Origin of the sequence: Polaribacter batillariae (genome assembly GCF_017498485.1) — a bacterium.
GTDB lineage: Bacteria > Bacteroidota > Bacteroidia > Flavobacteriales > Flavobacteriaceae > Polaribacter > Polaribacter batillariae.
Window position 1 is genome coordinate 2,790,521 of the sequence record NZ_CP071795.1, and the last position, 19,142, is coordinate 2,809,662.

Below are 19,142 nucleotides of genomic sequence, written 5' to 3' on the forward strand. Positions count from 1 at the left end.
TTATAGAGTATTCGCGACTAACTATCGACACTAGATTTACCAGAACCACAATTTATACCACCTCTTTTTAATTATTTTGACATACAATTTAAATTACTAATAATCAGTATTTTATGATTAATAATTTCATAACAATCACGATGATGCACAATTTTTTTTGAATCATAACGCATAACAACGAATTTGCCTAAATAATTACAATACATAAGAATCTTGTTTTTTAACCTTTTTAGATTAAAATGAAACTAGCGAAATACCTCTGTGGCTATGCTTCGAGAATAGTTGGTTGTAAGAAATACTTTATTTTAAAGGTTTTCCATTTTGGTCTAACGATCCAGATTTAATAATTATCAATTTGTTAAGGTTTGCATATTTTTTTATAGCGTTGTTCACTTGATCTAAGGTAACAGCATCAATATCTTTTGGGTATTGATTAATATAATCAGGATCCAATCCTCTTTTTACAACACTCATTATTGCACTGGCGAGTCCTCCTGTAGTAGAAAGTCCTACTTTAAAACTCCCCATAAGGTTTGTTTTTTTAGCTGCAAGTTCTTCTTCAGTAATGCCCTCTTTTGCCCATTTTTCAATTTGTTCCATAGTGGCATCTAAACCTTTTTGAAACAAAGAAGGGTTGAACGATGCGTTTACCACCCAATGGCCGCCGGCATAATCATGGCCATCGTGTCGAGCTCCTATACTATAGGTGAGACCGTCATTATCTCTAACAGTTTGCATTAATCTGCCAAAACCACCGCCCAATATGCTTGTTCCTATGTAAAAGGGTAAAAAATCGGCGTTGCTTCTATTTAGCCCAGTATATTGTCCAATAAAAATTTCAGCACTAGGTTTTTTAGGAATGGTAATCACTTTGGTAACGGCTTTGGACTTTGAAGGTTCTTGATATTTAAATTGGGTAGTTATACCACCATTCCAACCTTTAAACCCTGATTTTAAAGCACTGTATAAGTTGTTTGTGTCAACATCGCCAACAGCTACTAAATGCATCCCTTTTGGGCCAAAATAAGTTTTGTGAAATGCCTTTAGGTCTTCTAATGAAGCTTCTTTAATGGTCTTTATATAATCTTCTACAGAAGAGGTGTAATTAGGATGATCTTTAGGATATATGCTTTGAGATAAAGCTATTTTACCTTGCCGATTTGTACTGGTTAGACTGCGCCTAGCACTGCTGATAGTTTGTTGTTTTAGCAGTTTAAATTCCTTAGCGTCAAATAGCGGGTATCGCAACTCTTCGGCTAAAAGATCAATTACTTCTTTGATATCTTTAGATAAACATCTAAACCCGATATTTACATGGTGATTGTTTGTGCTAATACTCACAAAAGCCCCTAATTTTTCAAATTTTTTAGAAAACTGAAATTTATCGTTTTTAGTTGTTCCTTTGCTTAACATTTTAACAGTTAAATTTGGTACCGCTTCATTTTTTTTTGAATTCAGATAATCATCAATAGGAAAACTTGCATTTACAGTTAAAAAATCTTTTACTCCAGTTTTTGCAACTATCACGTCTATACCAGCAACTTCTTTTCTGATAAACTTCTGGCTATTATTTAGTGATTTTTTAGTATTGTATGCTGAAAGCGTTTCGCTAAATTTTTGTTGATAAACGGATTTAAATTTTAAAGATTCATGGCAATCGTGCTCAGACAATTCAGTATCTCTAAAGTGTTGTGCCCCTGTTTTTTGAATAAAATTAGAAGCTTTTTCCTGTTGTGGTTTATTTGCTCCAGGAACTTGCGGCAAAAAATAACCGGTGGTACTTTGGTTTTCTTTTAGGTATGTATTTGCCACTCGCTTAACATCTTCGGATGTTACTTTTTTAAATTTTTCTATGGAGTAGATGTAATCTGTCCAGTCACCAACTGCAATAGCTTCGTTTAACTGGCTGGTAATGGCTCCAGAGCCATCTCTTGATAAAATGGTTTTAGCGTTTAGCTTTGCTACAATACGATTTACATCATCTTGTGAAACGCCTTCATTTTTAACCTTTTCTATCATGTTTAGCATTTTGTCATTTAGTTCATCATAACTTTTATCAGGTCTAAAACCTAAATTTATTGTAAACAACCCCACTTCTTTAAAATTTGAAGTACCAGCGTAACCATAGTTTGCTAGACCTGTATCAACAAAGGTTTTGTTTATTATAGACGATGGCCCAATGCCCAAAATTTCTACTAAAACATGTAGTGCTGGTAAATCTTTATGAAGCCTACCAGGTATTTTGTATGCTAGTGAAATAACACCTTGTTGCCCAGGTTTTTTTATAGTAATTTTTCGTGGTCCCAGTTGTTCTGGTTCCATAGTGTATGGTTGTGGAATTGTGTGTGGTGCCTTAGTGATTTTACCAAAATAGGTATCAATCAAGTTAAAAAGTTGGTCTTTTTGAAAATCACCAATAATAGTTAAGGTGGCGTTATCTGGCCAGTAGTAGGTGTTATAAAAATCTCGCAAAACCTCAATGGGCATGTTCTCTATATCTGAACGCCATCCAAGTGTTGGATGGTGATAAGGATGTGCCATATAGGCTGTTGCCCATATTTCTTTACTCAACAAACTGTTTGGGTTGTTTTCGTTACGTTCAAATTCATTACGAACAACTGTCATTTCAGCATCTTTATCTTCTTTCAGCAATAAAGAATTACGCATTCTATCAGATTCAATGTGCAGGGCTAGTTCAAGCTTGTCACTAGGAATGGTTTCGTAATAGTTTGTTCGATCTTTCCAAGTGGTGGCATTCATTCGGGCGCCAATGCCTTGCAATGTAGAAAAAATCGCATTGCCGTTTCTTTTGTTAAAGGTAGGTGTGCCCTTAAAATTTAAATGTTCCAATAAGTGAGTGGAACCCGTATTTCCAGTAACCTCGTGCTTTGAACCAACTCTATAGACCATTTGTACTGTAACGACTGGTGCAGAGTTGTCTTGTAATAAAAGAATATTTAAGTTGTTGGGTGTGTATATGTATTCCTCTATGTTACTTAACTCTTTAATTTTTTTAAATTTCGATACTTCTTTTTGAGCATTCGTAAACATTGTAACGAAGAAGAATAAAAATGAGAGCAAGACTATTTTAAAGGCTGATTTACGTGTCATTTAGATGTTTTGTTTTTTATTTCATAGTTAGGACTTCATAAATGGAGTTTCCCCTTGTTAATTAAATGTTAAAAAAACAATTTAATGAGATAAATCTTCAAAAATGTTCTCTTTTACCTCTAAAAGAGTTTAAAACCTGAGTTCGATATAATTTTAATAGAAAAGTTATAATTGTTTGTTATTTTTTCAACTTATTAGTTTAAGTGCCTGAAATACAGTTGATTAAAAATTAAAAAAATCCAGATTGCAAAAGGCTGTCACAAAAGTAAATTTAATTGTCATTTTTAAGCGAAATCGAAATTTAAAATACTGAAATTCAATAAATAAGATTTCTTCATTGCAGTCGAAATGACGAATTTTAATACTTTCGAGACAGACTCTTTGTTTTAATCTAATTTTTCTTAAGCAAAGTAAGCATAAACACCGACTACAATCAAACAAATTAAAATTCCTGCTTGCGTTGTATATTTCCAAGGAGTAATATCTACCTGTTTTGTGTATTCTTGTATAAATGGTTCTTTTCTTGGGTATAATTTTCCAATAACCAACATTATAATCACATTTAAAATAAATAAAATAGCCATAACGTCTAAAAAGTGAGGATACGCTTGTGCTTCAATTATTGCCAATTCTGTTGCTTCTGTTATTCCTTTTGCCTTGGCTTCTTCCAATGCAGAGTTTACAAAATAGGGTTGCATAATAAACTGACTAACTACATATAATAAACAGCCAGAAACCAAACCGATTTTAGCCGCTATTGCAGGTACATACTTTGTTAAATAACCAACTATAATAATTGTTAAAATAGGAATGCTGTATATTCCGTTAATTTCTTGTAAATAATCAAAAAGGCTTCCTGCATTTGCTATTAGTGGCGCAATAAACATCGCTGCAATGGCTAAAACAACCCCAAAAGTTTTACCGTATTTTACAACTGTTTTTTCATCTGCATTTTTATTGATATGCTGCTTGTATATATCTATGCCAAATAACGTTACAGAACTATTTAATACAGAATTAAAAGAACTTAAAATAGCGCCAAACAAAACAGCCGCAAAGAAACCAACCCAAGCTTTTGGCAGTACTTCTTTTACAAGCACAGGGTAAGCACTGTCTGCAGATTCTAAATTTCCTTGAAAAATATGAAACGCAATTAAACCTGGCAAAACCACAATAATTGGACCTAGTATTTTTATAAATGAAGCTAATAACAAGCCTTTTTGACCTTCTTTTAAATCTTTTGCACCTAATGCTCTTTGTATAATTTGTTGGTTGGTTCCCCAGTAAAATAACTGAACCAACATCATTCCTGTAAAAATGGTGTAAAAAGGTACTGGATCTGTTTTTCCTCCCATAGATTTAAACTTATCTGGATTTTCTGTAATTAATGTAGATAAACCGTCTAATATACTTCCATCACCTATCATCATCAACCCAAAAACAGGAATTAAGAGCCCGCCAATTAATAAACCTATTGCGTTAATAGAATCTGAAACTGCGACAGCTTTTAGTCCACCAAAAACGGCATAAATAGATCCAACAATTCCTATTCCCCAAACACAAATCCATATAGATTCTTTATGCGTAACACCCAACAATTCTGGCACATCGAACATTCCGCTGATGGCCAAAGAACCAGAATATAAGATTACTGGCAACAATACAACCACATAGCCTGTTAGAAACAAGCCAGATGTTAGTGTTTTTGTAGAAATATCGAATCTTTTTGCCAAAAATCCTGGTACTGTTGTTAAACCGCCTTTTAAATATCTTGGTAATAAAAATATGGCTGTTACCACCATTGCAATGGCAGCTAAAGTTTCCCAAACCATTACAGATAATCCGCTTTCGTAAGCAGCGCCATTTAAACCAACAATTTGTTCTGTAGATAAATTGGTTAATAATAAAGAACCAGCGATTACTCCTGCTGTTAAACTTCGTCCTCCTAAAAAATATCCATCAGAAGAATCTTCTTTTGTATTTCTTGTTTTTAAATAAGCGATAATTGCGACTAAAGCCGTAAATCCTATAAAGGTTAGAAACTGCATAATTTGGTTTTTGGTTGTTATTTAATTTTATATGTGTCTAAATATACATCAGAATTTTTAGAAGATGTAAATCTTTGCAAATTTTTTAATTTGTGCTTAGAGTAAAACTGGCATCACATTAGTAATTTGGTTTTTAAATTAAGTCTTTTAGTCTGTTTGCTGCTATTTCTGCAGTAATATCTCTTTGTGGCGAGCCAAACATTTCGTAACCTACCATAAATTTTTTTACAGTTGCGCTTCTTAATAAAGGTGGATAAAAGCTCATGTGCCAATGCCAATGGTTGTTTTCTTTGCCATTTGTTGGTGCTTGATGTATTCCAGAAGAATATGGGAAAGAAGTATTAAACAGCTTGTCGTAGGCTTTTGTAATAACAGAAATTGCTTCTGCAAAATGTAAAGCTTCAGTTTCTGTCATTTCCGTGATGTTTTTCTGTGCTTTTTTAGGAGCAATCATTACTTCGAAAGGCCAAATGGCCCAAAATGGAGTGAGTACTAAAAAATGGTTATTTTCAAAAATAATTCTTTCTTTAGCGACTTGTTCTTGTTGTAAATAATCTTCTAAAAGACGGCTATTTTTTTCTTTGTAATACGCCAATTGTTGTTGGTCTTTCTTATCCACTTCATTAGGTAAAGAACTCTGGCTCCAGATTTGTCCATGAGGGTGAGGATTGCTACAACCCATTACAGCTCCTTTGTTTTCGAAAATTTGAACGTAATTGATACCTTCAATTTTACCAATAGATGCATATTCTTTTTGCCAAGCATGCACTACTTTTTTAATATCTGAAACTTCCATGTCTGCCAAACTTTTAGAATGATCTGGACTAAAACAAATTACCTTGCAAATACCATTTTCGCTTTGTGCTTTTAATAAACCATTATTTACATTAAATTTTGGAGAATCTTTTTGAAGTGCAGCAAAATCGTTTGTAAAAATAAAAACGTCTTTATAATCAGGATTTACTTCACCATTAATTCTTGTGTTTGTGGCACATAAATAGCAACTATTATCATAAGAAGGTCTTTTGTTTGTAGAAATTTCTTCATTTTGACCTTGCCAAGGCCTTTTTGCTCTGTGAGGTGAAACCAAAACCCATTCTCCTGTTAAAATATTATATCTTTTATGAGAGTAATCTTGCAAGTTTGTATTTTTCATACGATTGTTTTTTGTTGATTATTTTACCAAATGTGTACCATCAGAAAGTGCTATAAAATATACAGAACATTCTTTGTCGAATTTGTTTTTATAGGCTATAGCAGTAGATTTCGCAAAGTTTTTTGCTTCGTTTTTTTTAATTAAATTAATGGTACAGCCACCAAAACCACCACCCATCATTCGTGCACCTAGAACGTTTTTGTTTTTCTTTGCTTGGTTTACTAGAAAATCTAATTCGTCGCAACTTACTTTATATTGATGTTGTAAGCCATTATGAGAACCGTAAATTAATGCACCTAAAGTTTCTAAATTATTTTCTTCAATGGCTTTTGCAGCTCTTTGCGTTCTGTCAATTTCTTGAATTACGTACAACGCTTTTTGGTAGTTTTCTGGCGTAATTTTATCAATAATTTTCTCTAAATCTTCTTCAGTAGCTTCTCTTAGCGTTGCTACATTTAATAATTTTGCGATATTTTCACAGGCAGAACGCCTATCGTTATAAGCACTGTCAGACAAACTATGTTTTACGTTTGTATTGATTAGCATTAATTGATGGTCTTTAAAATCGATTTTATAAGCTTTCGACTTTAAAGTGTTGCAATCTAGAAGCAAAGCATTGTCTTTCACACCAAACATACTCGCATATTGGTCCATAATTCCACATTTTACGCCTACATAATTGTGTTCTGCTTTTTGAGAAATTAAAATCATTTCTGTTTTTGTGAAACCTAAATCGAACAATTTATTCAAACCAAAAACAACACTATTTTCTAGAGCTGCAGAAGAAGACATGCCTGCTCCTTCAGGAATATTTCCTTTAAAAATGATGTTAAAATCGCCAATAACTTTATTTCTATTCTGTATTTCTGCAACCACACCCAAAACATAATTTTCCCAACTTCCTTCTTTAGATGGTTTTAATTTATCTAATTCGAATTCGATACTGCTTTCTAAATCCATCGCGATTGCAGTGCAAGTACCAGTGTCGCTTTTTTCAATGGCAGCTGCAATTCCTTTATCTATTGCTGCAGGAAATACAAAACCGCCATTATAATCTGTATGTTCTCCAATAATATTTATTCTTCCTGGAGAAAATACCAGTAAAGGATTTGCAGAAAACACCTTTTTAAATTCTTCTTTTACTTCTTGTATTAATTTATTACTCATAATCGTTCGATTTTATAAAAGCTTCAAAGTCCAAGTTAAAGCGTAGGTTTTGTTTGCATCTAATTCTTGCAGGCCTATTTTATTGTTAAAACTGTTAGAAATACCAGTCATAGGTTCTATGGCAATAACAGGTTTGTTTTTTGGAGTGTATAGTTGTAGAAAATTTTCTTCGCTGGTTGATGATATTTCTAATTGATATTTTGAAGTAAAGAATTGTACAATATTGTCTTCAAGAACAAAACAATCGTCTAATTGTTTATTTTCTAATTTAAATTTCGAAGCTGTTTTATGGTTGATTATGTCTTTGGTAATTAAGTTTTTATCGAAACTAATTTTTTTATCACTTTTAAAACTTAAATAGCTGTTTTTAAAATTGTTACAATTAAAATAAGGATGCCAACCTAAAACAAATGGGAATGATTTTGTATCGTTATTTTTTACAGTAACCTTTAGTTGTAATTCATTTTCTAAAAGTGTATATGTTAAGTATATTGAATATTTAAAAGGAAAACTTTTGCATTCGTTTCTTTCTGAATAATAAATTGTAACTGCACAGCTATTAGAAGTAATTTCTTTTTCTAAGATTTTAAATTCTTTATTAAAAACCAAACCATGTAAAGCGTTTTTACTCTTTGGTTCGTTACTTTTAAACTGATATTTTGTGTTTTTATAAGAATATTTTCCTTCTTCGATTCTATTGGCAAATGGAAATAAAATGGCAGAGGAATAACAGTCTTTATAATCGAAATTTGGCTGCTCTTCAATAATAGAAATTCCTTTAAAATTTAGGCTTTGTAATCGTGCACCTTCGTTTAAAGAAATACTTGCATAAGAATTATTTGCCGTATTTTTTAGTTCTACAAGGCTAAAATTGTTTTGTTTTTTTTCTTTAATTGCAAACATTTTTATAAAGATTTTCTTAAAATTAATGCACTCGGATTTTCGATTTTAGCATGTTCGTTATTTAAAATCATTTGTGCCAAACTTTTTCCCATTAAATTAAAATCGGTAGATATGGTTGTAATTCCATCTGAAACAACTTCTTTTAAAATGGTGTCGTTAAAAGAAATTAGCCCAACATCTTTAGCTAATTGTAAGTTGCTTTCTTTTACCTTTTTAATAATTCGAATTAGGTTTTTATCGTCTAAAATTAAATAGACTTCTCCTTTTTTAGGACTGCTGTTATCTAAAGAAGAAATTATTTCTGAAGTAAAATTATTTGTTTTACAAAATAGCTGAAAACCACTTAAAATTCCTTGAGGTTGTCTTTCTTTTGAAAATAATAAAACCAATTTTTTATATTTTTCTAATTTGGTTGAAGCACTTAAAAGTCCATTATAAATATCTTTTTCAAAATTTTGATAAATTACAGGGTAAGCTAATAATTTAGGATGTTTTTGGTCTAAAATATAGACATTCTCTTTTGGTAAATTTTCAACAGAAGCATGTGCGTTTTTTAGATTTGCTGGCATAATTACATAAGAACTGTAATTGCCATTATTGTCGTTTATCAATTTATGAAAAACATCTTCATTAAAGTGATGAAAAAAAATATCAACCTGGCAATTATTGCCCAAACTATCTAAAAACGAATTGTATAAGTCTTCTTTAAACGAATTTAATTCATCAAAAAGTAGAAAAATTTTCTTTTTTACAAGAACATCTTCACTACTTACAAAATAACCTTTTCCAACCACAGAATGAATAATACCTCTTGTTTTAAGTTCGTTAAAAGCGTTTAAAACAGTATCTCTAGATAATTTATGTTTATTTTTTACAACATTTAAAGAAGGTAATTGATCTCCCTTTTTTAGTTTACCAGTAATAATTGCTCGCTCAATAGAAGTTACAATTTGTTTGTATTTTGGAATGCCCGATTTTTTTAGAGAAACAATTTTCATACTACAAATATATATAATTTTTATTAAAAAACAACTAGTAGGTACTAGTATGTTTTATTGCAATTATTTACTTAATTTTTAAGAAACAATTGCAGTAAAAACGACAATAAATTAAAGGACGAAGAATTTTTATAATAAGTAAAAGCATGTTAAACTTGTTAAAAACAGGGGTGTAATTAGGTTAATAGTGTATTAAAAGGTAAGAATAAATTTTTGATCGCTTTATTTTTTCTACTTTTACAAAGCAATACCAGTTATTGTTTGAAATTACTGAGAAAGAAATTGATGGTTTTTTTCTTTATATAAAGAAGAAAACGAAAGAATAGCCTTAGCTACGGTTTTTTTATTCTGAAATAGAAAGGAAAAAAAGGCGATTTATTACAGGATTTTCAAATGGTAAATGGTATAAAATTTAAAGAACACTTTTTAGAGTTAAGAGCTTTTAAAAAAAAGAATCCACAAATAATGAAAAACACACTTATTTTAAAATTTTTACTTCTTTTTATAAGTTGTAAATTTATAAGTTGTAAAAAACCAGTTGTTAAAACGCATGCACATACCAATAATTTAATTACTGAAACCAGTCCGTATTTATTACAACATGCTCACAATCCAGTAAATTGGAATGCTTGGAATAACAAAACTCTCGCAAAAGCAAAATCAAGCAAAAAATTAATGCTTATTAGTATTGGTTACGCTTCTTGCCATTGGTGCCATGTAATGGAAGAAGAAAGTTTTAAAGATACTTTGGTGGCTAAAACCATGAATAAAAACTTTATAAACATAAAAGTCGATAGAGAAGAAAGGCCAGATGTAGATAAAGTATATATGACTGCTGTACAATTAATGAATGGCGGTGGTGGTTGGCCGCTAAATGTTGTTGCTTTACCAGATGGAAGACCTATTTGGGGAGGCACTTATTTCGAAAAAGAACAATGGATTGATATTTTGAACAAACTTTCGGATGTTTATGAGAAAAATCCAGAAAAATTAATCGCTTTTGCAGACCAATTAGAAAAAGGAATAAAATCTGTAGATGTTGTAGAATTGAATTTAAAAAAACCAGATTTCACAAACAATTTTATTCAAAAAGCGATTGATAAATGGTCTGCAAACTTCGACCATTCTTTTGGTGGATTAAACAGTGCACCAAAGTTTATGATGCCTAATAATTATCATTTTTTGTTGCGTTATGCAACCCAAAAACAAGATGCAAAATTGCAAGATTATGTATATCTTACTCTAGAAAAAATGGCTTTTGGAGGAATATTCGACCCGATTGAAGGCGGTTTTTCTAGATATTCTGTAGATAAAAAATGGCACATTCCGCATTTCGAAAAAATGCTTTACGACAATGCTCAATTGGTAAGTTTGTATTCAGATGCTTATTCTATTACTAAAAATCCGCTTTATAAAGAAGTGGTTTTAGAAACGTTAAATTATGTAAATGCCAACATGATTGGCGATAAAGGTTCGTTTTATTCTTCTTTAGACGCCGATAGCGAAACTAAAAATAAAGATTTAGAGGAAGGCATTTATTATGTTTGGACAAAAAAAGAATTACAGTCTTTGCTTAATGACGATTATTTATTGTTCGAAGATTATTACAACATAAACGATTATGGTTTTTGGGAAAACGAACACTATGTATTAATTCGAAATGCTAAAGATGTAGATTTTATAAAAAAACACAACATTACAATTGAGTTCTTAAAAGCTAAAAAGAAAAATTGGAAACAAATACTTAAAAAAGCAAAACAAAGTAGAAAAAAACCAAGATTAGATGATAAGGTGTTAACCTCTTGGAATGCACTTATGTTAAAAGGCTATATAGATGCCTATCGTGTTTTTGGAGATGAAAATTATTTGAGAATTGCAAAAGAAAACGCAAAGTTTATTGTCGCTCATCAACTTAAAAAAGATGGCAGTTTATTGCATACATATAAAGATGGAAAAAGCTCAATTAACGGTTATTTAGAAGATTATGCTTTTACGATTGAAGCATTAATTGGTTTGTATGAGAACACATTAGAAGAAAAATGGTTAACAATTTCACGTGATTTGGCAGATTATACATTTGCTCATTTTCTTGATGAGAATAGCAAAATGTTTTATTTTACGTCCAATAAAGATGCTTCTTTAGTCGCTAGAAGTATAGCGTTTAGAGATAATGTACTGCCTTCCAGTAATTCTGTAATGGCGAAAAACTTATTTAAATTATCGCATTATTTCGATAATAAGAGTTATTTAGAAACTGCAAAAGCAATGCTAAATAATGTGCAGCCAGAATTAGAGAGTTATCCTTCTGGGTTTTCTAATTGGTTAGATTTAATGATGAATTTTTCCAATCCTTACTACGAAATAGCTGTTGTTGGAGAAAAAGCGAAAGACAAAATAAAAGAGCTTAATAAAAACTACATTCCCAATAAATTAATTGCTGGAAGTTTAGGAGAAAGCAATATGCCTTTGTTAGAAAACCGATATAATTCTTCTAAAACACTAATTTATGTGTGTGTAAATAGAGCTTGTAAATTACCAGTTTCTAAAGTCGAAAAAGCATTAGGGTTTATAGAGAGAAATTTTTAATATCATTTCTTTTGCAGTAATTTCAAATCATAAATAATATAAGCTTTGTTAAAGTATGTAAAGTCGATGTTGTTTTTTTAAAAATAGCTCGATATTTTCTGCATATACTGCCGTTTTTTTTTACTTTTTAGAACTTTCGCCAAATACGCCCCCTTTTTCTGGCGAATATGTCACTCTTCATTTTAAGATAAAATAATCAAATTTGCAAAGACATTTATAAATGTTAATCAATTTTATGGATAAAGGAGTGTCAAAAAAAAACAGAATGGTTAAAAGAGGATTTTCTATATTACTTTTATTGCAAATTATACTTTTTAACGATTCTTGTTCAAACGAAACAAAAGAAAATAACAATGTAAATACCAATTTTACGGCAAGTGTTCCTATTGGTTCTAATAGTTGGGTTACAGGAAAAAAACCAGAAAACAAAAGCATTGTTAAAAAAGAAGGCATACGAAATTGGACCTCTTTAAATCATGTAATTAACACGTATATAAGAACAGGAAGTGGAAAACTAAACCTTGGCCTAAAAATAAAATCTACAGAAGGAAACTCTAAAATTAATGTAACAATTTATAATAAAACAAAAACGATAAACGTAAAAAACAAAGAATATAAAACAATAAGCGTAGGAACTTTCGATGTTACAGAAGGTTATGTAAAAATAGAGCTTCAAGGAAAAGAAAAAACAGGTAATATTATTGCAGATATAGATGAGGTTCTTTTAGGAGGAACAGCCGTTGCAACAAATTTAAATTTTGTGCCATCAACAAATCATCATTTTGGTAGAAGAGGGCCATCTGTACATTTAAAATACAGCCAACCAGAAAATGAAGAAGTGCAATATTTCTATAATGAAATTACGGTTCCTGCTGGAGAAGATAAACTAGGAAGCTTCTTTATGGCAAATGGTCATGCAGAAGGTTATTTTGGAATACAGGTAAACTCTAAAACAGAAAGACGTGTATTGTTTTCTATTTGGAGCGCTTTTGTAACAGACAACCCAAATCAAATTCCAAAAGATTATACAGTAAAAAGTTTAGGAGGTGGAGAAGGAGTAACAATTCAAAATTTCGGCAACGAAGGTTCTGGAATTCAGAGTTTTAAAAACGTAAATTGGAAAGTAGATACAACCTATAAATTTTTATTAAAAGGAGAACCCTCTCCTGTAGCAGGATCTACAGATTACACTGCGTATTTTTACGATCCATTAATTGAAAAATGGCAAATAATTGCCAGTTTAAGAAGACCAAAAACAGTAACTTACTTAACGAGATTGTATTCTTTTTTAGAGAATTTTAATCCAAGTACAGGCAATCAAACAAGAAAAGCTTATTTCGAAAATCAGTGGGTTTATACCACCAACAAAAAATGGATAGAAATTACAAATGGAAAATTTACAGCAGATGCCACAGCAAATGCGAACGAAAGATTAGACTACGCAGGGGGCGTTATCGGGGATAAATTTTTCTTAAAAAACGGTGGTTTCTTTAACGAAAATGTAGCGCTGAAAACAAATTTTTCTAGAAAAGAAAGTGAAAATTCCCCCAATATAATTTTCTCTAGTTTGCCAAAACCAAAACTTTAAGCGATACAGTGGTTAAAGTTTTTATTTGAATTAGTTTGGCTAGGAATAAATTGATAAGAAATTGTTGGTTTATTCCTTTTTTTTTATTTTAAAAATTTCCCTCAAATTAAGCAACGAATACCTGCAAAATACTTTCAATTGACAAATTAGTACCCCTTTTTTGATGAATAAAACATCCATTTTAAATTGAAATAAAAAGGAAATTTGTCAATAAAAAAACACTCATTTTAACAAATAAATACAAGTATGATTAAAATTTTAATCACAGGCGCAGGAGGTCAATTGGGCTCGGTATTAACAAAAGAATTGCAACAAAAATTTGGAGTGCAAAATGTAATTGCTACAGATTTGTTAGAAAAACCTAATTTTATGGGGCATTTCGAACAACTAGATGCAACAGATTATAAAGCAATAGAAAAAATCGTTGTCGAAAATAAAATCAACCAAATTTATCATTTGGCTGCAATTTTATCAGCAAAAGGAGAAGAAAATCCATTAAAAACTTGGGATATTAATATGAAATCTCTTTTTAATGTTTTAGAGGTTTCAAGATTGTACGGAATAGATAAAGTTTTTTATCCGAGTTCAATTGCTGTTTTTGGAGATAAAATACCGCGTGAAAATACTCCTCAAAACCCAAATTTAACACCAACAACAGTTTACGGAATTAGTAAAAGTTCGGGCGAGAATTGGGGAAATTATTATTTCGAAAAATATGGTTTAGATGTAAGGTCGTTAAGATACCCAGGCATTATTGGTTACCAATCTTTACCTGGAGGTGGCACTACAGATTATGCTGTAGATATTTACCATAAAGCAGTAAAAAAAGAAAAATTTAGCTGTTTTTTAGAGAAAAATACAGTGTTGCCAATGATTTTTATGAACGACGCCATTAGAGCTACAGTAGCACTAATGGACGCCCCAAAAGAAAACATTTCTGTAAGAACTTCATACAATTTAGCTGGAATGAGTTTTAGTCCAAAAGAAATTTTTGAGTCGATAAAAAAGATTTATCCAAATTTTAGAATAAGTTATAAACCAGATTTTAGACAAAAAATTGCAAGTTCTTGGCCACAAAGTATTAACGATACAAATGCAAGAGAAGATTGGGGCTGGAAACCCGCTTATAATTTAGATAGAATGTCTAAAATTATGATTCAAAAATTAGAAGAACAGTATAAATTAGCAACAATTTAAATAAAATGTACTAAAAAATAAAGATAGCTTAAAGAGTGAGCTTCAGGCAATAAAAGATGTAGGATTTTAAAATCAGCACCTATTCTTACATTTTTTAAACTAAGAATTGGTACAAAAAAGAAGCTGTCTCGAAAGTCTTAAAATTTGCCATTTCGACTGTAATGGAGAAATCTTATTTATTGTTTTTCAGTATTTTATATTTTTAGATAACTTCGTTTGCTACTTTCAATTAAAATATATGTTGATTTTAATAATGCTAAAAATAACAGTTAAATTTACTTTTGTGACAGCCTCTTTTTTAATTGTTACGTAAGTTCAAGCAAACCAAAAGAGCTATCGATATGAAAATTTGGCTCTTTTGTTTGTGGGTTTACCCAAGGAATCCAAGTTGGCTCAAATAAATTATTTTCTTGTAGATTGTATTTTGCTCTGTAAATTCCTGTTTCTATCTGTCCGTTTTTTAAAAGATTTAGTTCTTTTAAAGATTTTAGTGTAATTGCAATTTCTACAATAAAATAATTAGGTTCTATTGTCGATTTTACTTCAATGTCTTGTGAGGGCCAATTCCAATTAAAATCAAATTTTCTGTTTGGCTTTGCTTTAAAATCCATAATTCTTGCAAGAGGGTCTATTTCTAAACAATAATAAGGTTCTAGAGAAGCATCACTCCTAAAAAACAATTCTACCCTGTCAGAATTATTAATGCTGTCGTTTTTTTCTTTAGATGGATGTATGTGTACTTGATTGTCGTCAACCTTAAATTGAAAAAAGATTTTTTCGGAATTATAAACAGCTTTAAATTCAATTTTTTTAATAGGTTTATCATCCCAAGGAGAAGAAAAATCGGTTAAGCTATTTGCTTTTTTCCAAATAAGATGATTTCCTTTCCCAGAAAGGATAATTTCTTTGTCTTGTACTAGATTTACTTTATATTTTTTCAAGTGTAACTAATTTTTAAGGAAGCGTTCGTTTTATTAAATTTGTTGCTAGCATAATAGTTTCGTGAATGTTTTTTATTTATTTCCTATTGGTATTCTGTGTTGATTTGCTGTGGTGAAAACTGGTGCTATAATAGAAAATATATTTAACTTTCTAAATAACTTTCTAAATTTTCTGCATTAATAATATCGATTGGCAATAAGCTTTTTGCGGGTATTTCTTTGCCAAAAAGTAAATGTTCTACTAAATAGTTTAACCCTAAATAGACTTGTTTTTTAGGATTTTGATGAATTAAAAAATCGATATGATTATTTTTTAGATATCGAATATTTTCGTCCAATAAATCGTAGCCTATAATTTTTATATTTTTTTCTTTTGTAAATTCGGCTACTTTGTATGTTTTTGATGTGGTAACAAAAATTCCTGCCAAATTTTTAGAAATGTTAAAAATGTATCTCAATTTATTTTTAAGATCAGCATTTTTAGCGCTATACGTTGTTATTTGATAGCTAGAATTTTCTAGTTCGTAAAAATAATTTCTAAATCCTTTTTCTTTTTCTTGCATATGTATTGCATTGTTAAAATCTTCATCTATATGAATAATAGCAATATTGGCGTTTTTAGGAATTAAAATTTTCATTAAACTCGCAGCAATTCTACCACTTTTAAATAAATCTTGACCAACAAAATTTTTGGTATTTTCTGTTTCTAATTGATTGTTAAACTTACTAACAATAATATTCGCTGCTGCATAACTATTTACAATTTTAGTGGTTTCTTTATAAAAGAGAGGTGTTAATAAAACAGCATTTGGCGATAACTTTAAAACTTTTTTATTTACATTTATAAAAGTTTGTACATCGTTAGTGTTAAAAAAGAAAGGCTCTATAAAAATACCAAAAGAACTAAATTCGGCGATTGCTTCTTGTATTCCTTCAAAACAAGGCAGCCAAAAAGCATCTTCATTATAATCTGGCATAATTATACAAATATGGTATTCTTTGGTGTTTTTTAAACTTCTTGCCAACAAATTTGGTTGATAATCTATTTCGTTTAACACCGCATTTACTTTCTCTAAAGCTTTTGTAGATACTTTTCCTCTGTTATGAATAACTCTATCTACAGTTCCTTTAGAAACCCCAGCCAATTCTGCAATATCTTTTATCGTATGTTTTTTGGTCATAATAGCAAATATATGTAATAAATAGATAAAATATGTGTTCGATAACATTTCTAGTGTGTTCGAGCACATTTTTTGTGGTTTTTCTTTTTTTTTATCATTTTATTACATAGCTTTGTAAAGATTAAAAAATATAGCTTCATTTTAATGTAGTTTCATCTATTTGATTTTCAGTAAATTAAATCATTTTTCGTAAAAAAATAAAAACTAATATTATGGATAAACCAACTTTAGTCATACTAGCAGCAGGAATGGGAAGCAGGTATGGAGGATTAAAACAAATGGATGCTTTTACACCAGAAGGAGATACCATTATAGATTTTTCGTTATACGATGCAATAGAGGCTGGTTTTGGAAAAGTTGTTTTTGTCATAAGAAAAAGTTTCGAAAAAGAGTTTAAAGCTATTTTTAATAAAAAATTAGAAGGCAAAGTCGAAGTAGCGTATGTGTATCAAGAGTTAGATAATGTGCCCGAACCATATAAAAATCCAGAAAGGGTAAAACCTTGGGGAACAGGGCATGCGTTGTTAATGACAAAAGATGTTGTAAAAGAAAATTTTGCCATTATTAATGCAGATGATTTTTATAGCAGGCAAGCTTTTATTGCAATTGTAGAGCAGTTAAAAAATACAGCTAAAGATAGTTACGATTTTAGTATGGTTGCTTACTCTTTAAAAAATACCATTTCAGAGAATGGCTATGTTTCTAGAGGAGAATGTACAGTTGATAAAAATGGATTTCTAGTAGATGTTACAGAAAGAGTTCGAATCGAAAAAATAAATGGAGTTTTAAAATGCGAAAATAACGATGGACAAATGGTTCCTATAGACGAAAATACGACTGTTTCTATGAATTTTTGGGGGTTTACTCCAAAATGTTTCGAATTTGGTGATGAATTATTTTTAGAGTTTTTAGAAAATAATAAAGAAAGCTTAAAGGCAGAATTTTATTTGCCATCTATCGTAAATAAAATGCTAGAAAGTAAAAAAGCTTCTGTAAAAGTTTTAGAATCAGAATCTAAATGGTTTGGAGTAACTTATAGCGAAGATAAAGAGAAGGTACAAAAAGAGATTAATAAATTAAAAGAAAACGGAGTTTATCCAACTAAATTATGGAGTTAATATGAAGGCAGAAACTATAAAATCCATCTTTAATGAGTTCGATCATCAATCGAATTTTATAAGTCATTCAGAGTTAAATTCTGGTCATATTAACGATACCTTTTTAGTAAAAACAGAGGGTTCTAAGAACTTCATTCTTCAACGAATAAATCATCAAATATTTAAAGATGTTCCAGGTTTAGTAAATAATAAGGTGTTAACAAGCGAACATTTAAAAAGCAAATACCCAGAGCTTTCTAAAGAAGAGTTATCTAAAAAAGTGTTGAGCTTTGTAAAAGCTAAAAACACAGATTTTTATTATTACAAAAAAGGAGGGAATTATTGGAACGTAATGATTTTTATCGACGATAGTGTTACACACGAAATTGTAAAAAACAAAGAAATTGCTTACGAAGGAGGGAAACTTTTAGGTAATTTTTTAAACTTAACTGCAGATTTAGATAGCAGTCAGTTAATTGATGTAATTCCTAATTTTCACGACATGTCTTTTCGCTACAAACAGTATGCATCGTCATTACAAAGTGCCTCTAAAGACAGGTTATTTAAAGCTGCAAAATACACAAAAATTGTTGCAGATTTAAAAGAAGAAATGCACATTCTTCAGCATTTAAAAGAAGTAGGAGATATTCCTGTAAGAGTAACACATAACGATACTAAAATATCAAACTCTCTTTTTACCAAAGACAATAAAGGTATTTGTATGATAGATACAGATACAGTAATGGCTGGAATAATACACTACGATTTTGGTGATGCGATTAGAACAATTTGCAACACTGCAGCAGAAGATGAAACAGATTTGGCTAAAGTTGAGTTTAATTTAGAATATTACAAAGCTTACGAAAAAGGATTTCTTGAGCAATCTAAAGACTCTTTATCTGCTTTAGAATTAAAGTATTTGCCACTAGCAGCCAAAACAATGATTTTTATTATGGCACTTCGTTTCTTAACAGATTATTTAAATAACGACGTGTATTATAAAACCAATTATGCAGAACATAACTTAGATAGAGCAAAAAATCAATTTAAATTGATAGAAAGTTTTACTGAAAAGATAAAAATATAGAGAAGCAAAAAAAGAAAAAGTGTATGCCTACGAGAATTTAAAGGGTGTTTATCTTTTGAAATTCTTGTAATATTAAAAAAAC

At 30.3% G+C, this 19,142-nt stretch carries 13 protein-coding genes; 5 read left to right on the plus strand and 8 right to left on the minus strand.

Annotated features, from left to right (window positions below):
* Positions 1 to 300: 300 nt before the first annotated feature.
* The 6 genes from JL193_RS12355 to JL193_RS12380 form a co-directional block, all read right to left on the minus strand.
* The gene (locus tag JL193_RS12355) at positions 301 to 3,111 is read right to left on the minus strand and encodes a M16 family metallopeptidase (protein ID WP_207971090.1); all 2,811 of its coding nucleotides are present in this window, start codon (positions 3,109 to 3,111) and stop codon (positions 301 to 303) included.
* A gap of 401 nt (positions 3,112 to 3,512) precedes the next feature.
* Positions 3,513 to 5,159, minus strand: coding sequence for a solute:sodium symporter family transporter (locus JL193_RS12360; protein ID WP_207971091.1), 1,647 nt, complete (start codon positions 5,157 to 5,159; stop codon positions 3,513 to 3,515).
* A 133-nt stretch (positions 5,160 to 5,292) separates the two neighbouring features.
* Entirely contained in the window at positions 5,293 to 6,315 is a 1,023-nt protein-coding gene (locus JL193_RS12365) for a UDP-glucose--hexose-1-phosphate uridylyltransferase (protein ID WP_207971092.1), read from the minus strand.
* Positions 6,316 to 6,333: 18 nt separating this feature from the next.
* Positions 6,334 to 7,482 carry a galactokinase gene (locus tag JL193_RS12370; RefSeq protein WP_207971093.1) on the minus strand — a complete coding sequence of 383 codons (1,149 nt, stop codon included), beginning with the start codon at positions 7,480 to 7,482 and terminating at the stop codon, positions 6,334 to 6,336.
* 12 nt (positions 7,483 to 7,494) lie between these two features.
* Positions 7,495 to 8,385, minus strand: a complete 891-nt coding sequence (locus JL193_RS12375) for an aldose 1-epimerase (RefSeq protein ID WP_207971094.1) — start codon at positions 8,383 to 8,385, stop codon at positions 7,495 to 7,497.
* Between the two features lie 2 nt (positions 8,386 to 8,387).
* Positions 8,388 to 9,383 carry a GntR family transcriptional regulator gene (locus JL193_RS12380; RefSeq protein ID WP_207971095.1) on the minus strand — a complete coding sequence of 332 codons (996 nt, stop codon included), beginning with the start codon at positions 9,381 to 9,383 and terminating at the stop codon, positions 8,388 to 8,390.
* A gap of 465 nt (positions 9,384 to 9,848) precedes the next feature.
* Here JL193_RS12380 and JL193_RS12385 point away from each other — a divergent pair, with 465 nt between their 5' ends.
* From JL193_RS12385 to JL193_RS12395, 3 genes are all read left to right on the plus strand, one after another.
* Complete coding sequence (locus JL193_RS12385; RefSeq protein WP_207971096.1) at positions 9,849 to 11,969, plus strand: thioredoxin domain-containing protein; 2,121 nt, start codon at positions 9,849 to 9,851, stop codon at positions 11,967 to 11,969.
* Positions 11,970 to 12,234: 265 nt separating this feature from the next.
* Entirely contained in the window at positions 12,235 to 13,557 is a 1,323-nt protein-coding gene (locus JL193_RS12390) for a DUF3472 domain-containing protein (RefSeq protein WP_207971097.1), read from the plus strand.
* Between the two features lie 246 nt (positions 13,558 to 13,803).
* Positions 13,804 to 14,754 (plus strand): NAD-dependent epimerase/dehydratase family protein, encoded by a 951-nt coding sequence (locus JL193_RS12395; RefSeq protein ID WP_207971098.1) that lies wholly within the window; start codon positions 13,804 to 13,806, stop codon positions 14,752 to 14,754.
* Positions 14,755 to 15,059: 305 nt separating this feature from the next.
* Here JL193_RS12395 and JL193_RS12400 read toward each other — a convergent pair whose 3' ends face one another.
* Both JL193_RS12400 and JL193_RS12405 read right to left on the minus strand, forming a co-directional pair.
* Positions 15,060 to 15,695: a sugar-binding protein gene (locus tag JL193_RS12400; RefSeq protein WP_207971099.1), complete on the minus strand. Its 636-nt coding sequence runs from the start codon at positions 15,693 to 15,695 to the stop codon at positions 15,060 to 15,062.
* Positions 15,696 to 15,838: 143 nt separating this feature from the next.
* A complete protein-coding gene (locus JL193_RS12405; protein ID WP_207971100.1) occupies positions 15,839 to 16,876 on the minus strand; it encodes a LacI family DNA-binding transcriptional regulator in 1,038 nt (345 codons plus the stop codon).
* 212 nt (positions 16,877 to 17,088) lie between these two features.
* Between JL193_RS12405 and JL193_RS12410 the strand changes: the two genes are divergently transcribed.
* Positions 17,089 to 17,994 carry a nucleotidyltransferase family protein gene (locus tag JL193_RS12410; protein WP_207971102.1) on the plus strand — a complete coding sequence of 302 codons (906 nt, stop codon included), beginning with the start codon at positions 17,089 to 17,091 and terminating at the stop codon, positions 17,992 to 17,994.
* A 1-nt stretch (position 17,995) separates the two neighbouring features.
* Positions 17,996 to 19,060, plus strand: a complete 1,065-nt coding sequence (locus JL193_RS12415; protein ID WP_207971103.1) for a phosphotransferase enzyme family protein — start codon at positions 17,996 to 17,998, stop codon at positions 19,058 to 19,060.
* The last annotated feature ends 82 nt before the right edge of the window (positions 19,061 to 19,142 follow it).